25 protein-coding genes are annotated in these 19,570 nt (G+C 39.6%); 4 read left to right on the top strand and 21 right to left on the bottom strand.

Translation table 11 applies throughout. The annotated features are described in order from the left end of the window. Positions 1 to 4: 4 nt before the first annotated feature. The 16 genes from AB2B50_RS06635 to AB2B50_RS06560 all read right to left on the bottom strand — a co-directional run bounded on the left by AB2B50_RS06635 (position 5) and on the right by AB2B50_RS06560 (position 10,989). Entirely contained in the window at positions 5 to 304 is a 300-nt protein-coding gene (locus tag AB2B50_RS06635; RefSeq protein WP_320692808.1) for a YlxQ-related RNA-binding protein, read from the bottom strand. Further along, on the bottom strand, positions 297 to 590 hold the full coding sequence (rnpM, locus tag AB2B50_RS06630; RefSeq protein ID WP_000857562.1) for an RNase P modulator RnpM: 294 nt from the start codon (positions 588 to 590) through the stop codon (positions 297 to 299). Before rnpM ends, AB2B50_RS06635 begins: the two co-directional genes overlap by 8 nt. 22 nt (positions 591 to 612) lie before the next feature. Continuing rightward, positions 613 to 1,749, bottom strand: a complete 1,137-nt coding sequence (gene nusA / locus AB2B50_RS06625; RefSeq protein WP_000032287.1) for a transcription termination factor NusA — start codon at positions 1,747 to 1,749, stop codon at positions 613 to 615. 42 nt (positions 1,750 to 1,791) lie between these two features. Further along, the gene (rimP, locus tag AB2B50_RS06620) at positions 1,792 to 2,271 is read right to left on the bottom strand and encodes a ribosome maturation factor RimP (protein WP_000338687.1); all 480 of its coding nucleotides are present in this window, start codon (positions 2,269 to 2,271) and stop codon (positions 1,792 to 1,794) included. A gap of 126 nt (positions 2,272 to 2,397) precedes the next feature. After that, the gene (gene trmB, locus AB2B50_RS06615; RefSeq protein WP_049508543.1) at positions 2,398 to 3,033 is read right to left on the bottom strand and encodes a tRNA (guanosine(46)-N7)-methyltransferase TrmB; all 636 of its coding nucleotides are present in this window, start codon (positions 3,031 to 3,033) and stop codon (positions 2,398 to 2,400) included. Then, positions 3,030 to 3,824 carry a cell cycle regulator CcrZ gene (ccrZ, locus tag AB2B50_RS06610; protein ID WP_320692809.1) on the bottom strand — a complete coding sequence of 265 codons (795 nt, stop codon included), beginning with the start codon at positions 3,822 to 3,824 and terminating at the stop codon, positions 3,030 to 3,032. Before ccrZ ends, trmB begins: the two co-directional genes overlap by 4 nt. A gap of 224 nt (positions 3,825 to 4,048) precedes the next feature. Then, a complete protein-coding gene (locus AB2B50_RS06605) occupies positions 4,049 to 4,738 on the bottom strand; it encodes a CPBP family intramembrane glutamic endopeptidase (protein ID WP_320692810.1) in 690 nt (229 codons plus the stop codon). A 224-nt stretch (positions 4,739 to 4,962) separates the two neighbouring features. Then, the gene (locus tag AB2B50_RS06600) at positions 4,963 to 5,274 is read right to left on the bottom strand and encodes a role in replication (RefSeq protein ID WP_320692811.1); all 312 of its coding nucleotides are present in this window, start codon (positions 5,272 to 5,274) and stop codon (positions 4,963 to 4,965) included. A 325-nt stretch (positions 5,275 to 5,599) separates the two neighbouring features. Further along, entirely contained in the window at positions 5,600 to 6,202 is a 603-nt protein-coding gene (locus tag AB2B50_RS06595; protein ID WP_320692812.1) for a CPBP family intramembrane glutamic endopeptidase, read from the bottom strand. A 457-nt stretch (positions 6,203 to 6,659) separates the two neighbouring features. After that, entirely contained in the window at positions 6,660 to 7,064 is a 405-nt protein-coding gene (locus tag AB2B50_RS06590; protein ID WP_320692813.1) for an immunity protein, read from the bottom strand. Beyond that, a complete protein-coding gene (locus AB2B50_RS06585) occupies positions 7,061 to 7,213 on the bottom strand; it encodes a hypothetical protein (RefSeq protein WP_049504290.1) in 153 nt (50 codons plus the stop codon). Before AB2B50_RS06585 ends, AB2B50_RS06590 begins: the two co-directional genes overlap by 4 nt. Positions 7,214 to 7,490: 277 nt before the next feature. Continuing rightward, positions 7,491 to 7,610, bottom strand: coding sequence for a PncF family bacteriocin immunity protein (locus AB2B50_RS06580; RefSeq protein WP_320692814.1), 120 nt, complete (start codon positions 7,608 to 7,610; stop codon positions 7,491 to 7,493). Positions 7,611 to 8,087: 477 nt separating this feature from the next. After that, positions 8,088 to 8,444 (bottom strand): hypothetical protein, encoded by a 357-nt coding sequence (locus AB2B50_RS06575; RefSeq protein WP_320692815.1) that lies wholly within the window; start codon positions 8,442 to 8,444, stop codon positions 8,088 to 8,090. A 101-nt stretch (positions 8,445 to 8,545) separates the two neighbouring features. Continuing rightward, positions 8,546 to 9,895, bottom strand: coding sequence for a sensor histidine kinase (locus AB2B50_RS06570; RefSeq protein WP_320692816.1), 1,350 nt, complete (start codon positions 9,893 to 9,895; stop codon positions 8,546 to 8,548). Between the two features lie 13 nt (positions 9,896 to 9,908). Next, entirely contained in the window at positions 9,909 to 10,646 is a 738-nt protein-coding gene (locus AB2B50_RS06565) for a response regulator transcription factor (protein ID WP_320692817.1), read from the bottom strand. Positions 10,647 to 10,659: 13 nt separating this feature from the next. Next, a complete protein-coding gene (locus AB2B50_RS06560) occupies positions 10,660 to 10,989 on the bottom strand; it encodes a LytTR family DNA-binding domain-containing protein (RefSeq protein WP_320692818.1) in 330 nt (109 codons plus the stop codon). Positions 10,990 to 11,269: 280 nt separating this feature from the next. On the opposite strand from AB2B50_RS06560, the gene AB2B50_RS06555 reads away from it, so the two are divergent. Continuing rightward, positions 11,270 to 11,599 carry a helicase BlpT gene (locus AB2B50_RS06555; protein ID WP_320692819.1) on the top strand — a complete coding sequence of 110 codons (330 nt, stop codon included), beginning with the start codon at positions 11,270 to 11,272 and terminating at the stop codon, positions 11,597 to 11,599. 308 nt (positions 11,600 to 11,907) lie between these two features. Here AB2B50_RS06555 and AB2B50_RS06550 read toward each other — a convergent pair whose 3' ends face one another. Further along, positions 11,908 to 12,957, bottom strand: coding sequence for an ABC transporter permease (locus tag AB2B50_RS06550; protein WP_320692820.1), 1,050 nt, complete (start codon positions 12,955 to 12,957; stop codon positions 11,908 to 11,910). Further along, positions 12,954 to 13,685, bottom strand: coding sequence for an ABC transporter ATP-binding protein (locus AB2B50_RS06545; RefSeq protein WP_049508263.1), 732 nt, complete (start codon positions 13,683 to 13,685; stop codon positions 12,954 to 12,956). The genes AB2B50_RS06550 and AB2B50_RS06545 overlap by 4 nt, the downstream gene beginning before the upstream one ends. 67 nt (positions 13,686 to 13,752) lie before the next feature. On the opposite strand from AB2B50_RS06545, the gene AB2B50_RS06540 reads away from it, so the two are divergent. The 3 genes from AB2B50_RS06540 to AB2B50_RS06530 all read left to right on the top strand — a co-directional run bounded on the left by AB2B50_RS06540 (position 13,753) and on the right by AB2B50_RS06530 (position 15,199). Continuing rightward, positions 13,753 to 14,163 (top strand): HIT family protein, encoded by a 411-nt coding sequence (locus tag AB2B50_RS06540; RefSeq protein WP_070460226.1) that lies wholly within the window; start codon positions 13,753 to 13,755, stop codon positions 14,161 to 14,163. A gap of 9 nt (positions 14,164 to 14,172) precedes the next feature. Next, positions 14,173 to 14,460, top strand: coding sequence for a hypothetical protein (locus tag AB2B50_RS06535; RefSeq protein WP_320692821.1), 288 nt, complete (start codon positions 14,173 to 14,175; stop codon positions 14,458 to 14,460). A gap of 85 nt (positions 14,461 to 14,545) precedes the next feature. Further along, complete coding sequence (locus AB2B50_RS06530; protein WP_320692822.1) at positions 14,546 to 15,199, top strand: hypothetical protein; 654 nt, start codon at positions 14,546 to 14,548, stop codon at positions 15,197 to 15,199. Positions 15,200 to 15,398: 199 nt separating this feature from the next. Here AB2B50_RS06530 and dnaJ read toward each other — a convergent pair whose 3' ends face one another. From dnaJ to dnaK, 3 genes are all read right to left on the bottom strand, one after another. Then, on the bottom strand, positions 15,399 to 16,535 hold the full coding sequence (gene dnaJ, locus AB2B50_RS06525; RefSeq protein ID WP_320692823.1) for a molecular chaperone DnaJ: 1,137 nt from the start codon (positions 16,533 to 16,535) through the stop codon (positions 15,399 to 15,401). A 267-nt stretch (positions 16,536 to 16,802) separates the two neighbouring features. After that, positions 16,803 to 17,435, bottom strand: a complete 633-nt coding sequence (locus tag AB2B50_RS06520; protein WP_320692824.1) for a DJ-1/PfpI family protein — start codon at positions 17,433 to 17,435, stop codon at positions 16,803 to 16,805. 284 nt (positions 17,436 to 17,719) lie between these two features. Beyond that, positions 17,720 to 19,543, bottom strand: a complete 1,824-nt coding sequence (gene dnaK / locus AB2B50_RS06515) for a molecular chaperone DnaK (RefSeq protein WP_320692825.1) — start codon at positions 19,541 to 19,543, stop codon at positions 17,720 to 17,722. Between the last annotated feature and the right edge of the window lie 27 nt (positions 19,544 to 19,570).

Below are 19,570 nucleotides of genomic sequence, written 5' to 3'. Positions count from 1 at the left end.
TCTTCTATTCCATAAGAGACCTCATTTTCTTTGTAAATCCAGCATCTGTCACAGCCAAGACTTTTCTTGATTTTCCGACTGCTATGCTTAATTCCAGTGTTGAAAACACGGTAATAACTTCTACTTGATAATAATTACTTTTATCCTGAATCTTCTTGGTCAGGTTGGGAGCGGCATCATGAGCGAGAAATACCAGCTTTACTTTCTGGTCTTGGATGGCTTTGACTACCATTTCCTCACCCGAGATGATTTTCCCTGCTCGCTGAGCAAGACCCAAGAGATTGATAATTTTTTGCTTATTCAAGTCCTAACTCTCTTCTTTTCACTTTGTGATCGACATAAGCAATCAACTCGTCATAAAAGCTTTCTTCAACTTCCATACTAAAGCTACGGTTAAAGACTTTTTTCTTTTTGGCCTCAAGGGCTTCTGCATTGTCTAGCTTGATATAAGCGCCGCGACCATTAGCCTTGCCTGTCGGGTCGATAAAGACCTGTCCTTCTTTGTTCTTGACAATACGAAGTAAATCGCGTTTATCAATCACTTCATTGGAAACCACAGACTTGCGCAAAGGGATTTTTCTAGTTTTCATCTTCCCCTCCTCTGATCAGCTCTTATTCTTCGACCAATTCGTCTGTTTCTACCTGGTCAGCTTGTTCTGCTGCTTCCATGGCTTCAAACTCACTTGCAGACTTGATATCGATACGGTAGCCAGTCAAATGAGCTGCCAAACGAACGTTTTGTCCACGACGACCGATCGCAAGAGAAAGCTTGTTATCTGGCACAACGACCAAGGCACGTTTGCTGTCGTTTTCATCAAAGATAACTTGGTCAACTTCAGCAGGAGCGATAGCGTTGTAGATAAATTCAGCTGGATCTGCTACCCATTCGATAACGTCGATGTTTTCTTCGATTGGAACCATACGATCGCTCTTAGCATCGTAGCGAGCTGGGTGGAATTTGCTAGTAATCTTCTTGATGTTAGCACCACCACGTCCGACGATTGTCCCGATCGCATCCACGTTTGGATTGTGGCTACGAACAGCAACCTTGGTACGGTCACCTGCTTCACGAGCAACACTCATGATTTCAACAGTTCCGTCATAGACCTCAGGAATTTCTTGTTCCATCAAACGTTTAATCATTTCTGGATGGCTACGGCTCACAAATACGTTCACACCACGAGGATTGTCTTCAACCTTGTAGACATAAACTTCGATACGATCATGAGAAGCAAAGACTTCCCCAGGGATTTGGTCTTGTTTTGACAATTGTGCTTCGATGCTGCCAAGGTTGACATAGATAAAGCGATTGTCAAAACGTTCCACCGTACCAGACATGATTTCTTGCTCATGCTCTTTGTAAGTATTGTAGGTAATGGCACGTGTTTGCTTGCGCATTTTTTCCATGATGGTTTGTTTGGCAGATTGAGCTGCTACACGACCAAACTCACCTGGTGCTTCTTCAAATTTAATCTTGTCCCCAAGCTCGTAAGCTGAGTTAATGGCAAGAGCATCTTTTAAGCTGATTTCCAAACGGCTATCAAATACTTCATCAACTACTTCACGAACAGTATAAACTGTAAAGTCACCTGTCTTTTCGTTGAAATCAATGGCTACACTGTCTGATTGACCATAGCGTCTGCGATAGGCTGAACGAAGTGATTCCACCACTGCATCAATGATGTCTTCTTTTTTGATTCCCTTGTCTTCTTCCAAAATGCGGAAGGCCTCTAGCATTTCTTTACTCATCTTCTATTCACTTTTGAATCTTCAAAAGCTTCCTTTCTTTTACTATAATTTTACTGCTAAACGTGCTTTTGACACCAAACTGTATGGGATTTGGACCGTTTTCTTACGTGTCTTGTCCATATATTCCATAGTCAACTCATCCTCTTCGAAGGCTAGCAAGGTTCCTTCAAAGACCTTTTGCTTATCGATGGCTTGGTAAAGTCCAACATGGATATATTTCCCAACCGCTCCAGCGACTGCTTCCTTGGTTTTCAAAGGACGCTCCAAGCCTGGACTGGTGATTTCTAGGAAATATTGTTCTGGGAAGGGATCTGGCTTGATAGTATCTAGGACAGGACTGATAATCTCTGTCAAGTCCGCTGTGTCGTTCAAGGTAATTCCCTCTGGTTTATCTACAAAAATACTAAGAATCATGTCACTGCCAATCTTTCCGTACTCGATATCCACGAGTTCAAAGGGAGCTTCAATGACCGGTTCTACGACTTCTCTGACTAATTCTACGATAGTTGCGATTGCGTCCACCTCCTCATAAGCAAGAGGCGAAGATATTTCCCCGCCTCACTTTCTCATATTCTTACTTACAGTATAGCACTTTTGACTACTTATGTAAAGTATAAGCACTCAGAAGGCTTGATTTTAAGCTTTTTCTTAAAATTCTGCCTCAACTCGATAGATAACCTGACCCTTACTTGAGAATTTTTCTTCATATTCTGTCATGACATTGCCTTCAAAGTCGCTGGCATGCAAGTCCAACCAAACTCCGTTGAGCTTCATGCCATATTGAGAAAAACTCACTAGGCTATATTCAAACAAGCCACGGTTATCTGTCTTGAAATGAATCTCACCGTGTTCAGGCAAGATACGCTTGAAGGTATCTAAGAAACTCTTATAGGTTAGACGACGCTTTTCATGGCGCTTTTTAGGCCACGGATCTGAAAAGTTTAGGTACAAGCGATCAATCTCACCATCTTCAAAGTAGTCGGTCAAATCAGAACCATCAACCCACAACAACTTAATATTGGGTACAGCAACTTCCAATACCTTGTCCAAGGCATAACTCAAAACAGACTTTTGAATATCAATCCCAATATAGTTGATATTAGGGTTTTGCTTGGCCATACCTGACACAAAGGCTCCCTTACCACTACCAACCTCAACATGGATAGGATTGTCATTTCCAAAGAGGTCTCGCCATTTTCCTTTGGCTTCTAAAGGATTTAAGACAACATACTGAGGATTAGCCTCTAGTAATTCTGTTGCCCCTTTACGATTTCTAACTCTCATCTCTTCTTTCCATACTTGTCACGGAAGATGCGCAAGGCATAAATCTCCCGATTGACATTTTCTAGATCTTCATTTGTATAATATTTGGCAATCTGGCTCAAGAAGGATAACTGAGCATACCAAAATAGTTTGCTGATGACTGTTTGGTTGTATTTGTAACCGTAATAAGTCAACCACTCTTTCCACTGATAGTCTGGAATATAGTGACATAGCATATGCGCCACATCAAACATGCGATCCGTTAAACGAACGGAATCCCAATCCACTAAATAAATAAGACCGCTCTCTGTCTCAATCCAATTACTATGTCGTACATCTCCATGAACGATCGTTGCATAATCTTCCCTAAAGTTTGGCAAACTTCCTCGCAAATCCTCTACTACCATTCTTAGATATTGATTGTTCTTCAAGGATTCTGGAGCATCTTTTAACCAAGCCTGAAGCAAGTCTAAAGGTGTTTCTAAAGAATAGCCCAAACGAGTCAATTGCGTCATCAAAGGACGCGAACGATGCAAACGACTCAAAATATTGATAATCTGCTTGCGATTCATATCATAAGGGGTCAAAATTTTACCATTCAACCATTCTTGGGCACACATATCACGCCCATCCGATAAACGGCGAGTCCATAATAATTGAGGAGCGATTTGTTCCTTGGCTAAACCAGGTAGGATTGGAGAGGTGTTCATTTTAATAAAGACGCGCTTCCCATCAGGGTAGCTTCCCATATAAGCTTTTCCGCTTTTCCCAGGTATAGGGGTCAGCGTTAGCTCAATATCACCCAAGTCCATTTCTTTCCTCCGTATAAAGTTTCCTTACTATTCTACTAGTTTTTAGCCTATTCGTCAACCAGTCCAGACCTGATTCTCAAATAAAAGCCCTTTATCCAATCTTGTTAAAAGAAAAAGCCAAGCAGAGAGATCTACCTAGCCTTGGTTTTTCAAATTTTTAATCAGTAAATTGTAAGGAAAAATCTGTGCTTAATCTGATAATTCAAGCTTGCAACTGGTTCTCATCATGTAAATACCCTATGCAAAAAAGTCATGATAAATGGTAAGTTTGCGATGATATTATTAACAATATGAATCGTATAAGAAGGATAGATAGTCTTGGTATAGCGTGTCAAACCACCAAATATACACCCAACTGCTGTATAAACCAGAAGGTCTAGTAGACTAGGAAAACTTGAAAAATGAGGTAAGGCGAACAAAATCGACGGAAATAGAATATCCAGTCCCCATCTTGAATTCTTAAAGAAGGCATGTTGAAGCAGTCCCCTACATACCAATTCTTCCATCAGAGGTCCTAGTACGATTAAGGTTAGGTAAACACCGAACTCTGCAAAATTCGTCTCACTATAGACAATAAACAAATTCCAACTTTCGTTTGTCCCCTGAACGTGTTTAGCTGTCAGATAGTTAAAGCAGATAAGCACGACAGCTGCTAACACCGTCAGAACAGAATAGCTCAACCACTTTTTCCTAGGGATACAAAAGAGATAAGCATGACCCGACCTGATCAAAATCCAAACCATCAGGCCGATAAAGAGAACACTGATGATGTTTCGAATCCAGATAACATTTCCTACCCAAGATGAAAACTCCCAATAATTTCTCCAAAATTGGGTAGTCCAAAACAATCCGAAAAACAAAAATAAATAAGAAAGGACTGCACTCGTTTTGAAAAGAATAGAATATTTTTTCATAGAAGCTCCTTCATAGCTTTGCTATCGTAACTGCCACCAATTATCATTTAATTCTCCACATTCAGTCTCTGTAGTTCTCACTAAACCTTTGACAAGCTAATACTTCTCCACCGTAGTCTAATTTTGTTACTGTTCGAAACTGTACCTAGCTAGTCACTCGTTTTCCGTCTAGTTGTAGCCAAGTCTTTTCAATAGGACAATCATCCTTTTCCCACACGATCATTTTATAAAACTTGATAGTCTCGATGAAAAGCATTGGCAGATACCACTCTATGATTTGTGAGGTCAAGATAATCTCCTGGATAGCCAAGGACATACATACTATAACCAGCAAAACCTCCTCCTGCCGTTCCGACTAGCCCGATTTTGAGATTGGTTACAAGAGAAGACTGAAGTCCTGCCATTAAAATTCGGACATGATTGTCTAGCCATACTATGTAATTCTTTTGAAAGGCGTCTTCTACCCAACTTGGTTTAGGAGTGTCTTTACCAATTTCCCAAACTTCTACTATTTGATTTTTATATTTTGCTTGCATCTTTTTAATCTTTCAGGACTCTTGCGGGATTTTTATGTTCTTCTTACCTGGCCTATGTCTTACCAGACTATAGATCGTAACAGGAGTACTTACCAGTACAAGAACATTTCTCCAGAGTTCATTAGAAATCATGAGTACTCTTATACAAAGAACAAGCGATATCAATATCACTACAACTCGGGCAAAGCAATCTAAAAAATACACATACTTTTTCATATGATTCCTCCATCTATTGATTTCACATATACCAGGTTAGTTCCCTAGTCGCTATGGCACTAACTGACCGTCCTCTATATTCCTTTATAAATTTAAGCACTGTCAACTACTAGAAGAATGATAAACAATTGTAACAGATATGGACTAAAATAGGTACCGATAGATTTTGAATCTTCTTATAAGCAAAGCCCAGCATGAAACCTCCAAATAGATAATAGATAAACGAAGGAACATCATAAGGAGCATGCAGGAAAGAGAAGAGAGAGGCAGTCAGTACAAGCCCCAACCAAGAATTATCAAAAACCGCACCTTGAAGGATACCTCTGAAAACAAATTCCTCCAAAATAGGCCCAAAAACTGTCACGCTTGCAATAAAGGATAAGGAAATTCCTGTACTAGTAGCCTCAAGGTGTTGATATCCAGCACCAGAAGAGACTGTAAAAAAACTATAATAACCTATATTTACCAGCACACAAATAAGAAAGCTTCCAATAAAAAGTAGAATTTCTTTCTTCGTTAAACTTCTAAGCGAAATCATATCAAACCACTTCGCATAGGCGACACTCAGTGAAATCCAGAAAGTCTTTGCGATAATAAATAGGTACTCGTTTTGAAAAAAATCCCCTTGATTGATGGTATAGCCTACTGTAGTAACTATTATAAAGGCTAAAAATCCAACAAACACAGCATGACATTTGTTAAAAATAGTCATAAATACAACCTCTCTCCTATTATCGTCATCAAAATGCAGATATTATTTTAAAATCATCCAGCCTATTTAGATGATCTATTCTAAAGCCATAAAAATTCTCTTTTAAACAAGATTCAAAGTAGTTTTTTCTCCATTTTTTTATTGAACTGAATGAAGATATAAACCGAAGCAAAGTATGCTAGTGCATTCATTACATAATACCACTCATTTCCCCTAAGTGGATAAAGACAGGTTTGCATGATTATATACAACACAAGAATCGTAACTATTTTTTTCACCATAGGAATCACTCCTTTATTTCTATTTAGCATTGGTATCCTTGCAATTTTTAGTATAGTACTGTTTTTTAGTTTTTTTCATCCAAATCTTGAATTGTCATCGAGACATCTTAAATTGCAAGAACCCCTCTTGAAAAAATCCCGTAGTCTGAATATACTGCCTGTAAATCTTTTTTATCTTACTTTTTATAATACTTCAAACCCCAAATGAGCAAAAGCATGATAAGCAAGCATAGAACGGCACCAATATAGCCAATCAGTTGCTGATAAGATTCGGCTGCTGTCATACCTCTATACAAACCGATAATCGACATAAAGCCTGTCAAACCGATAAACATAAGTTGATTGGTTCTAGGATTGACCAAATCATCATCTTCAAACTCTCTTATTCTCATCTCCCTAGTGAGATAAACAGTGACCAAAATAGAAGCCAAGTTAATAATCACTAAAAGAAATTGGAAAACTAAGGAAAAATGTAAAAACTGACGTGATAGAAATAGATAAGCAGAGACAAGCAAGGGCAACTGACCTAGGAACAATCTCGCAAGGAAGATGTTCCGTTTTTTAGCAAGAAAAGTTTTCATTTCTTTGCTCCTTTCTTTTTCATTAAAGCAAAATAGATTATAACTGCAATCAGATAGGCTATGGTATAAAATAAATGATACCAATTACTCTCCCCAAGCGGAGACATGATTAGATACAAGATGAAAATGACAAGTATTTTTTTCTTCATAAGACTTCCTCCTAAATATTTGTTGAGCAAGAATCTTTACACTGCCAGTATAGCACTCATTTTGACCTTGGACCACTCAAATCATAAATGGTCATCAAAACCTCCTTAATTGTAGAAAAAAAGCAAGCACGGAAAATATGCTTGCCCTTTACACCATATTGATACCAACTTAATTTGTAGATTTTTATCCTGCTATCACATATCATTGTGACAAGCGAAGCAATATTAAAGAAACTCCCCTGTAGATTAAGCTAGCAAATAAAGGGGAGAAAATTTTTTAGGCGGTACTATCCGTATTCTTTTTCGGAGATTTTGAAAATATTTTTCTAATTAAATCATCCATATAACGACCAAATATACCAATTACTAAACCAATGATAAAACTTTTAAAATCCATAATTACCACCAAATACAGCCCCTCTACCTACAATTTCAAATATTTGAGCACCTTTAATAGCCAACTGTAACATTGTTTTTATATTCACATAATATATCACTTTTCAGTCACGGAACAAGTTTAATATAAAAATTATCAAAAAAATATAAGCAATAAAAAGAAAAATTAATTTATCATAGATTAAAAATAATATGATAAAACAATTCAATGATGTTAATTCAATGGTCCTTTGTTTTTTATCAGAGATACTTAAAGATAGATAAATAAGATAGGTTTGAAAAGCGAAGAGAATAATATAGAATATGATCTTCATAAAAATACCCATTTACATTTGTGAGTTTTATCTTACCTTATTTAAGCTTACAAATTCCCCCAAATCATGAATGGTCATCGAAACTTCTTAAATTGTAGAAAAAAAGCAAGCACCAAAAATATGCTTGCCCTAATAAACCATAACCAATCAAAATGCTCTCATCCTTACTTCCCTTTTTTCTGATACATTCTCATGATAGCTAGGACGATAAAGGCTACCCAGCTTGCTAAAACTAGAAGGGTGACGCCTGTATGTAAGATTTCAGGTGTCCTCTCTATTCGGCTGATGAGACGGACTAAGGATATCACTGCCATCTGAATGAGGAGCAAGGATTCTGCCCTAACCAATGATGTCTGCTGATTTTCAACTGCATGTAAAAAGGCTGGTAGCAAGACACAGGTTGCAACAATTATAATCAGATTAGCTCCTGTACCTTCTTCCTCGTTGACTAGAGAAAACATGAGAAGATTGGATAGGATGATTAGTACAGAACAAGCTATAAAATAAGATTTCTGGTTCATTTATTTTTCCTCGAATATTATAAAAAGTCAGGCTGGATAAAGACAAATCGTTGCAGTGTTTTTCAACCTAAAATGCCTATGTCCTCTTGTTCACACATTCTCTAATCAGAACTTGACAGCAAATGAACCGCCAAAACCTGACGAAAGACTTGATCTTGACAGGTGGTATTGAGACTGGCATTGGGATAACTTTCCACAATCTTCATGACGGTATAGAGACCAACACCTCGGTCCTCCCCTTTAGAACTAACTCCAAAAGAGAAGATTTCAGAAACATCTATCCCCTCTTCTTTGATGGAGTTTTCAACGATAAAGGTTTCCTGTGCTCCATTTTTTATAAAGGCGATTGAGACACGAGGTTGACTGGCCTCTGCACTAGCTTCAATGGCATTGTCACATAGGATAGACACAATAGTCAGAAAATCAAGCAGGCTCATACTCTCGACTTGAATCTCCTCAGGAACTTCGACATTAAAGACAATATCCCTTTCTCTGGCTTTTAGAAATTTGCCTGCTAGGAGACTTTTAAGGGCACGGTCACGAATATTCACCAATCTGCCAAGGTCATATTTATTGTCCTGCAATTTTTGGCTAGAGTCCTTCAAGACGGAGTCGTAAACCTCTTTTATCTGCTCCATATCCTCCTCTTCAATGCCCAGACGTAAGCTAGTCAAGAGATTGGTATAATCATGGCGAAAGCTCCGTACTTCCTTGTAAAGCTCCTCTATATGCCGACTATACCGCTCCATATCTCTGTAACGCAAGGCCTGCTCTTGGTTCAGTCTCTCATGGAGTTTGTCCTTCAAATAGGTATCCAATTTCTTGATAATTCCCATAAAAAAGAGCAGGTAAAACACTAGGATGAGATGACGAACAGTCTTTGATTGAATGCTTTGTTCATATTCAAAGAAAGACAGAGTTTCCATGACTAGATAGTAGGCCCCCATTATCCAGTTAATCTTAGTCAGGGACTTTTGAAAATCTTTATCTAGAATCTCCCTTCTCAAACTAGTAAAATCATAGTTCAACCATTTCAAAAAAGCTAGAGAAATGAAGAAATTGAAAATTATTATACATAACCAAGTAAATGAGTAGTCAGCATGTACTTGCCCTTGTCCCAAAAATGGAAGCACAAAATAAGAAACACCTCTATAAAAGAGATTCACCAATATCATTGGAAAGAGACCATAAAAGACAAGGAGTTTTTTAGGAAACCCCCTTAACAATAAGAAAGATAAGCCGATGCCGTACAAGGGTTCCATAAAATAAGATAGGTAAGTATTTCCTACTATATAGCTAATCATTACAAAAACAAAGGCCAATAGTATCTTAAAAAGAAAAGCCTTAAAAATTCTCTCAAAAGTGAGACCAATTCCATCCACCTTAAAAAAAATGACAATTTCTAGTCCCTGAGTAACAAGTGTATACAATATAATCCAAATATTATACATAAGTTCTCCTAACTCAATGCAAGTTATTGATAGCTTCAGACACTTCCCTGACCTTATAACGCGCGATCAGACAGCTTCCACCATTGGGAAAGTAAAGCAGTTTTTCTTTCTTATCCAAACGAACCACATTGGCAGGATTGATGAGAAAAGAGCGATGGCACTGCAAGAGACGAGGTTCCTGCTTGAAAACCTCCTCTAAACTCGCTGTAAATTCCAGTCTGTCTGTCTTGGTATAGAGAATAACACGATGGGCTCTGGGCGACGTTTCAAGATAATAAACCTCTTTAAAAGGATACTGGAATTGGGCAAATTTTGATTTAAAGTAAAAGCAATCTTCCGCCAGACTTTTACTATCTTGACTATTGGCATAGAGGAGGGCTGTCTCGATACGAGATTCAAACTCCTCTGCCGACAAGGCCTTATCAATGTAGTCCAAAGCTGACACTTGGTAGCGAAAGGACAGGGGCATAAACTCCGAGTGAGTCGTCACAAAGACGATCAGGGCATAAGGATCCCGATCCCGAATCTTTCTAGCCACTTCTAGCCCCTTCATCTCTTCGTTTCGAATCTCAATGTCCAAAAAGAAAAGCTGATGCGCACCCTTCTCATGCACCTCTGCCAGCAGTTGGTCTGGTTTCCCAAAGACTTCAAAAGAACTGGGAGTGATACTCTGTTTTTTCAAAAGTTTTTCAATCGTCTTTTCAATTCTGGCTTGTTGGGAAAAATCATCTTCTAAAACAAATATTCTCATCTTCTTACTCTCCTTATTTCAACCATTTTTGGCGAATTTCTCTATAGCGACGTCTGGAATACTGAACGGCATATCGACCTTCTTCTCCAAGAAAAAGAGTCTTTGACTGGAGTTCCATGGATTTTACTCGTTCAAGATTGACCAGACAATTTCGATGACATCTCGTTAAGGTTTCCCCATATTGTTTCTCAAGCTTGCTTAAATTTTGAAACAAATCAAAGCTAGCGTCTTCTGTAACAATTTGCACGGTATGGGCTTTACTTGGATGCGTTTGGATATAGTAGATATCCTTTATGTTTAATTTGAAAATTTCTTTCTCTTTTTGGATGATGATATAAATCATGGATAAAAATCCTCCTGAAGAGAGGATAGCATAAGTCTAGAATCCATTTTTTGCCAAATCCTAAACGGTTCTTAAAAATTCCTAAAGTGTCGAAGTTTTTACAAAATAACTATGATAACCTTACAACTATTTTATCATAAAATCCCGCTATTACCATTCAGGAAATTTCAATGACAATTAAAGATTTGAAGGTAAAAAAAGAGTAAAAAGTGATAGGCTAGGATTATAGAAAGACAAAGGCTTAAAACAACTTTAAAACCATCACAAAGGAGGAATTCTCATGACGGATTCAGACCCCATCAAAAGAGCTCAGACACTGATAACTGAGTTAAACAAAGCTTACCAAGTCTGCAAAAAGGCAACAGCTGACGATGTCCGCTTTCAGGAGCAACTGGACAATATCCTCCGCTTTCTCTCTAAAGCTGAGACAGTGGATAATCGATTCTTGATTGAGCTGGAAAAATTTTACCAGACCTCCAGTCTTCTCATGGGCCTCAGTGCCCTCAATCCAGATGCCCTTACTCGCGCCGCTTGGAGAGCCTATGACCGCTTCCACTTTGACCAAGTCAAGACCAAGTTAAGTCTCTACGGGCCAACCCTTATCTTCTAATAGTCTTCAAAAATCTTTTCAAACCATGTTAGCCTTAAAACTTTTTTTTGAGTAATCTGCGGCTAGCTTCCTGGCTTGCTCCTTGGTATTCATTGAAGTTACGTAAATAAAAATGGCGGTGGGACAGAAATCGATAGACAAAGTCTCGATTTCGTAGTCCCAGCCCCGCGAGAATGATTAGGAGCTTTTTGGAGTCTAAAAGACGAACAAAAAGTTCAATCAGCTACCGCGTCAAAGTTTGATTGCTAATAAAAAAGTGAGGTCGGGATCTTTTGTCCCAACCTCATTTTTTTCTAATCTTATAAGATTTAATCCTGCATCCGACGTTTCACCTGATAAGGGAGATACAAGATGTGTAAGACCAATCCAGCTCCAAGCAGGGCTAAAAGGGCTAGTTTTTCTTGGAGGGTAATCAACCCAACTACCAATTGAACCAATAAAACAAGACCTGTCAATCCTCGGACAACTGCCTGTAATCCCTTTTCCTTTTTCCCCTTATCTAGCGGGAAAAGTTGCGTCAAATATTGGTAATCAAAGGCATGATAAAGGGCCAATAACTGAAAGAGCAAGAGGTAGTTAAATAGAACCACTACTGCTGTCGCAATCCAAGACTGCTCGATAAAGATCAACGCCAGCAAAGATAGGAAGAGGAGGCGAAGACTGAGGGCAAAAAGATCTCCATTTCGCAGATAAGAACGAAGATAGAGGTTCTGCCAAATCTTGCTCGGCACCTTCTGAACTGCTTTTAGGATAACATCTAGATAAGCTCGTCTCTTGACGCTGTTTGAAATTCCCTTGACTTGGGTAAAGAGGGCAAAGAAGCGGAGTAAAAACTGCTTGCGTTTACTTTCTTGGGCAATCACACAGTCCCAGTCCAGATGATTTGCACTAAAAAACTTGCCTGCTTTTTTCTGAAGCAGGAAATATTTCCCGACTCCCAAAAGAAGAACATAGACCCCAAAAACTCCTAAGCCCAAACCCATGGCTAAAAATAAAGGAGCAAAAAAGAGCAAAAAGAGAGTCTGTACACTGACCCAAAAGATGAAGGAGGCCAGACTTTGCTTCTGGATGTGTTCTCTCACTTCTTCTTCAGCTACTAAGAGAAAGAGCTTATCAGGCGCTTCCACATAGGTCGCTATTCCTCCCCAAAGTAAGAGTAAAACAGAGACAATCCCAATTAAACCTAGGATTGGTAAATGATTCTCAGGAAAATGCTGAAGTAGCTGACTATACTGATAGGCTAGAAAACCTACTAAGACCAGTAAAAACAAGACAAAGTGATCATTGAGCACATAGCGCAGATAACCGACACACTCTTTACGAAAAGCCTGCTTTCGCTTTAGAAACAAGTCTTTCATCGGTCCTCCTCTTTGGTCAAAGCCAAATAGATATCATTGAGACTTGCTTCTGGCATGGCAAAAGCTTGTCTCAGCTCTTCAAGATCCCCTTTAGCTCTGACTTGACCTTTGTGGAGAATGACAAAAGAGTCACACATTTTTTCAGCAGAGTCAAGAACGTGGGTACTCATGAGGATGGACTTCCCTTTTTTCTTTTCAAGATCCAAAAGCTGAATCAAGTCCGAAATTGCCAAGGGATCAAGGCCAAGGAAAGGTTCATCGACGATAAAGAGACTCGGATCCACAACAAAGGCACAGATAATCATGACCTTCTGCTTCATCCCTTTTGAAAAATGAACAGGGAACCAATCCAACTTCTGATCCAAACGGAACATTTTTAAAAGAGGTTCTACACGTTCAAAAGCTAGGTTTTGCTCAATACCATAGGCCATGGCAACCGTTTCGATATGTTCTCTGAGAGTTAATTCTTCGTACAAACTAGGAGTTTCAGGAATGTAACCAATCTGCTGACGATATTCACGAGGATTTGCACCTAAGGTTAGTCCGTCGATGTTTATTTCTCCACTATAAGGTGTCAAAAGTCCAATAATTTCATTGATAGTCGTTGATTTTCCAGCACCATTGAGACCAATCAAACCGACCAACTGTCCACTCTCGACTGTAAAGGACACATCTTTCAAGACAGGGACATGAACATAGCCCCCTGTCAGATTTTTAATTTCTAACATATTTTCTCCAAATCTGGTATAATGTAGCTATATTATATCAAAATTCAATACAGTAGAGGTAGATTTTATGTCAGATTGCATTTTTTGTAAAATTATCGCAGGGGAGATTCCCGCATCAAAGGTTTACGAAGATGATCAAGTTCTTGCCTTCCTTGATATCTCACAAGTAACACCTGGTCACACCTTGGTCGTACCCAAAGAACACTACCGCAATCTTTTAGAAATGGATGCTGCAAGTGCTAGCCAACTTTTCGCCCAAGTTCCAAAGATTGCTCAAAAAGTCATGAAAGCTACCAAAGCTGAAGGTATGAATATCATCGCCAACTGTGAAGAAGTTGCTGGACAAACGGTTTTCCATACCCATGTCCACCTCGTTCCTCGCTATAGTGCAGATGATGACCTAAAAATTGACTTTATCGCACATGAACCAGACTTCGACAAACTTGCCCAAGTCGCTGAAACAATCAAAAACGCTTAAGGAGTCACTATGAAACTATCAAATTTACTACTTTTTGCAGGCTCTGCAGTCGGTTCATACCTCCTCGTTAAGAATCGCCAAGCTATCACTGAAGAAGTTTTAGATACTACTGATCGCGTTGAAGCCATTAAGGATGACTTGGATATCATACAAGATAGCCTGCAAATTATCGACCAACAAAAAGAACTCATCAAGGAATATCAAAAAGATTTGACCTATAAGTTTAAAGTCTTTGAAAAAGACCTTCAAGCAAGACTTAGTGTGATAAAAGAATTACAAGAAACTGAAAAAAACTAAGGAGAGGAAAATTCCAACTTTCCTTATATCCCCTTTAAATCCATTTTGGGTTAGCAGATCCTAATAGACAAGTGAGGGCATGAAAATGAAACAGTTTTTTAAAGTTTTGACGCGGATCATCCTGATTATTTGTGGTGTCCTCTGCCTTCTTGTAGCCCTGGCATTTCTAATACTGGCCAATCTGTTCAAGGCCTCACCGAGTGACATCCGAGAAGGAAATGAGGCCTTAAAACAAATCTTTATCTCCCTTGACCTACCTCCTGAAAAAGTAGAATCAAATGGAAGCTATCAATTCGAGGGTGGGGGCTTAGATTTTTATGTGACTTTCTCAGACGAGGTCATTGATAGCCACCCAGTCCTAAAAGAAAGCCCTAATCTCACTAAAAACCGACTCAAAGTCTACGTTCTACAGGCAGGTGACATTTCCTATAGAAAAGTAGAAGATAACTTGTTTAATCATGGTTTATCCCAATTTTTAGAGGAGGAAGGCGAGAAGTATTTCCGAGAAAACGGAAAGAAATCAAATCCTTCTTACACAATTCTAACTTTGAATGATTCGGAAAGCATGAAAAAGGGAATCGCATTCTATGAAAAAGCGTTGACCTTGGTGGATATCCAGGATAATTCGGCGATTAAGCGCATTGATACCGTCACCGTTAAGCCTGGCAAGGAAGCAGAACTTAAGCAACTCATCCAGGACATGGATGAGGCTGGCTTACTCATTCAAAAATATCAATAGTAAACTAGTTGGAGATTCTTTCTCCCATGCTAATACTCTTCGAAAATCTCTTCAAACTACGTCAGCTCTATCTGCAACCTCAAAGCAGTGCTTTGAGCAACCTGCGGCTAGCTTCCTAGTTTGCTCTTTTATTTTCATTGAGTATAAAAGTCTTAAGATTGCACGAAAAAGAGCCCGAAGGCTCTTTTTACTTTATGCTTTATTCTCCTTCAAAGGCATCCTTAATATGGTCAAAGAAGCCTTTTTTCTTTGGATTGACTTTTAGATCACCTGCAGCTGCGAATTCTTTCAAGGCTGCTTTTTGTCGTTCGTTCAAGCCTATTGGAGTCACGACATTGACAGTCACGTATTGGTCACCAAGGGCACCACCACGAAGGCTAGGCGCACCTTTACCACGTAGACGGAATCGTTTACCAGTCTGAGTTCCTTCTGGAATGACTAATTCTACATCACCATGAACTGTAGGGATGTCTACTGTATCACCAAGTGCTGCTTGAACAAAATTGAGGTTCAAATTGTAGAAGATAGTGGTTCCTTCACGTTCAAACTTATCACTAGCTTCAACTGAAACCACCACGTACAAGTCACCATATGGTCCACCGTTAAATCCTGCTTCACCTTGACCAGCTAGGCGGATCTGTTGACCTGTTTCCACACCAGCAGGGATTTTTACGTGTACACTATGGGCTTGTTTTTCATGACCAGTTCCATGACAGGTTGTACATGGATCTTTGATTTCTTGACCACGGCCATGACAGACATCACAGGTTACTTGGCGACGCATCATGCCGAGAGGTGTTTGGGTATCAACATTGATCACACCTGAACCATGACAGCGTCCACAAGTAACTGGACTTGTTCCAGGTTTAGCACCAGACCCATTACAAGTACGACAGCTTGCTTCACGATTGTATTTGACTTCCTTTTCTGTACCAAAAATAGCTTCTTCAAAAGTCAAATGAACGCGATACTGGAGGTCGTCACCTTGACGAGGGGCGTTTGGATTACGTGAGGCACCTCCACCACCAAAGAAGCTTGAGAAGATATCCTCAAATCCGCCAAAACCACCTGCTCCATCGAAGCCACCGAAACCGCCAGCACCACCAAAACCACCATTGGCACCAGCAGCACCATATTGGTCATAGGCAGCACGTTTCTGTTCATCGCTCAAAGTTTCATAAGCTTCTTGAACTTCCTTGTACTTGTCCTCAGCACCAGGATCCTTGTTGATATCTGGGTGATATTTTTTAGATAATTTCCGATAGGCCCTCTTGATCTCATCTTGAGATGCATTTTTCGAAACGCCCAAACGGTCGTAAAATTCAGTATTGTTCATACAAGATACTAAGAGCGGACAGAAAGCGACTGAAATTTAGGAAACCGACAAGAAATCCTGATTTCTTAGGCGGTTTATCTAATTTCCAAGCTTTCCGCTCGGGTTCAATTCCCCGAACACTCTTTGTCCTTTCTATTGATGTTGTAAATCAAACCTCGATGTAGGTCGGGTTCAATTCCTTTCTTTTATATTGAGTAAGAAACTTCAGAGCTCGGCTACAATTTCCCAAACACTCTTTGTTCCTTTCTATAAATTTCATGTAAATCTTTAGAGGGTGTTTTCTATACATCGCTTCACTTGATCAAACTCTTCATCTGATAGAGTAAATATCAAATCCTTTTCTGCGTACTCATTCTGTTCTTTAAAATAGTTGTCCGTATTCTCTGCCAACCCTAAACTTAGAATCACTTTCCTTGCAAACTCTTGGTGCGCAAAGCCTATAGCCGTAATGATTTGTTTATCTTGCACAAGCACTTTAGGTTGGAAATTCTCACGAGGAAGAAATTCAAAATAGTCAAAGAAGTTTTGCCAAATTCCACCTGTAAATTTCGTGTCCTTCAACAAGCCTGCTTTCGCCAATAAAAGAGGCGCTGAAGAAATGGCTGCAATGAGGATATCTTGCTCACCAAGGCCCCTCAAGAACGAAATCAATTTCTCATCCTGTAGGGCAGGTCCTATGTTTACCATTCCTGGCAAAATCACACAAGAATACTCTTCTATACGGATCTGATCTAGTGTTTTCGTTGGTTGACAGGGCAAACCATCCTCAGAGACCACCATCGAGTGATCTGAAGCGACATAATCAATCGTGATGTCAAAAGACAGAGCTAAAGTACTTGTTAAAGCGGTTATCTCATAAAGAGAAAAATTAGGATAAATGATACAAAGTACTTTTTTCATACGCAACATCCTCTATTTTACCGAAAAACAGAGGCTGGGTTGCAACCTCTGGATTTCTTCTTATCATTACGACGTTCAAAAACAAAGTCGATTATACTTTGTTTTTGAACTAGTAAGGCGTTTAGGCAAGTCGCCATAGCGATTGCCGTAGAATGACAATCACTTTAGTGATTAGTCTTTCTTAACGAGTTAGGCTGAATTGAGTTTCGGATTAAAGGAATCCTAAAATCTCGGAACCTTTCTTTATTTCAGGAGGTTCCGCTAAAACAATCCACTGGATTGTTTTACTTTTCCGTAAACTCTCCGTCTACTACGTCATCGCCTGCGTTTCCTGTTGCTTGTGCGCCTTCTGCTCCTGCTTGAGCTTGTTGCGCTGCTGCGGCTTGTTCATAGAGTTTAACGGCAAGTCCTTGTGCTTTTTCGTTCAAAGCTTCAAGTTTTGCTTTCATTTCGTCCAAGTTGTTGTCTTCTTGGGCTTTCTTAAGCTCATCAAGGGCAACTTGGGCAGCATCACGTTCTGCATCGAAGCCTTTACCTTCAGTTTCTTTGATTGTCTTTTCAGTCGCAAAGATTGCTTGGTCTACTTCGTTACGAAGGTCAACTTCTTCTTTACGTTTCTTATCTGCTTCAGCGTTAGCTTCTGCATCTTTCATCATGCGGTCGATTTCTTCGTCTGTCAAACCTGAGTTAGATTGGATAACAATTGTTTGTTCTTTTTGAGTTCCAAGGTCTTTGGCTTTAACAGATACGATACCGTTCTTATCGATGTCAAATGTAACTTCGATTTGTGGGATACCACGAGGTGCAGCTGGGATATCAGTCAATTGGAAGCGTCCAAGAGTCTTGTTATCTGCTGCCATTGGGCGTTCCCCTTGAAGAACGTGGATATCAACGGCTGGTTGGTTGTCTGCTGCAGTTGAGAAGACTTGTGATTTAGATGTTGGAATTGTTGTGTTGCGGTCGATGAGTTTTGTAAATACTCCACCCATTGTTTCGATACCAAGTGACAATGGAGTTACGTCAAGAAGGACAACGTCTTTAACGTCACCAGTGATGACACCACCTTGGATAGCAGCACCCATAGCCACAACTTCATCAGGGTTTACTGATTTGTTTGGTTCTTTACCAGTTTCAGCCTTAACAGCTTCTACAACGGCAGGGATACGAGTTGAACCACCGACAAGGATGACTTCGTCGATATCTGACAAGCTCAAACCTGCATCTGAAAGAGCTTGACGAACTGGAACTTTTGTACGTTCTACAAGGTCACGAGTCAAATCGTCAAATTTCGCACGAGTCAATGTCATTTCCAAGTGAAGAGGTCCAGCCTCGCCAGCAGTGATGAATGGCAAGCTGATTTGAGTTGAAGTTACACCAGAAAGGTCTTTCTTCGCTTTTTCAGCTGCATCTTTCAAACGTTGAAGGGCCATCTTGTCTGTTGACAAATCAATGCCGTTTTCTTTCTTGAATTCTGCTACCAAGTGGTCGATGATTTTTTGGTCAAAGTCGTCACCACCGAGTTTATTATCCCCTGCAGTTGCCAATACATCAAAGACACCATCACCGAGTTCAAGGATAGATACGTCGAATGTACCACCACCAAGGTCGAATACCAAGATTTTTTCTTCTTTATCAGTCTTGTCCAAACCATAAGCAAGAGCTGCTGCAGTTGGTTCGTTGACGATACGTTCTACTTCAAGACCAGCGATTTTACCAGCGTCTTTTGTTGCTTGACGTTGAGCATCGTTGAAGTAAGCTGGAACTGTGATAACTGCTTTAGTTACTTTTTCACCAAGGTAGTCTTCAGCATAACCTTTCAAGTATTGAAGAATCATAGCTGAGATTTCTTGTGGAGTGTATTCTTTACCATTTGCAGAAACTTTTTCAGAAGTACCCATCTTAGATTTGATAGAGATCACTGTATCTGGGTTTGTGACTGCTTGACGTTTTGCAGCGTCACCAACGATGATTTCACCGTTTTTGAATGACACAACAGATGGAGTTGTGCGGTTTCCTTCTGGGTTTGCGATGATTTTTGATTCAGTTCCTTCAAGAACTGCAACTGCTGAGTTTGTTGTACCTAAGTCAATACCGATAATTTTAGACATGTGTTTTTCTCCTTGTTATTTATTCTC

It is taken from the genome of Streptococcus fermentans, from assembly GCF_040888305.1.
Classification (GTDB): Bacteria; Bacillota; Bacilli; order Lactobacillales; family Streptococcaceae; genus Streptococcus; species Streptococcus fermentans.
This window is presented reverse-complemented; position numbering and strand designations above follow the sequence as displayed.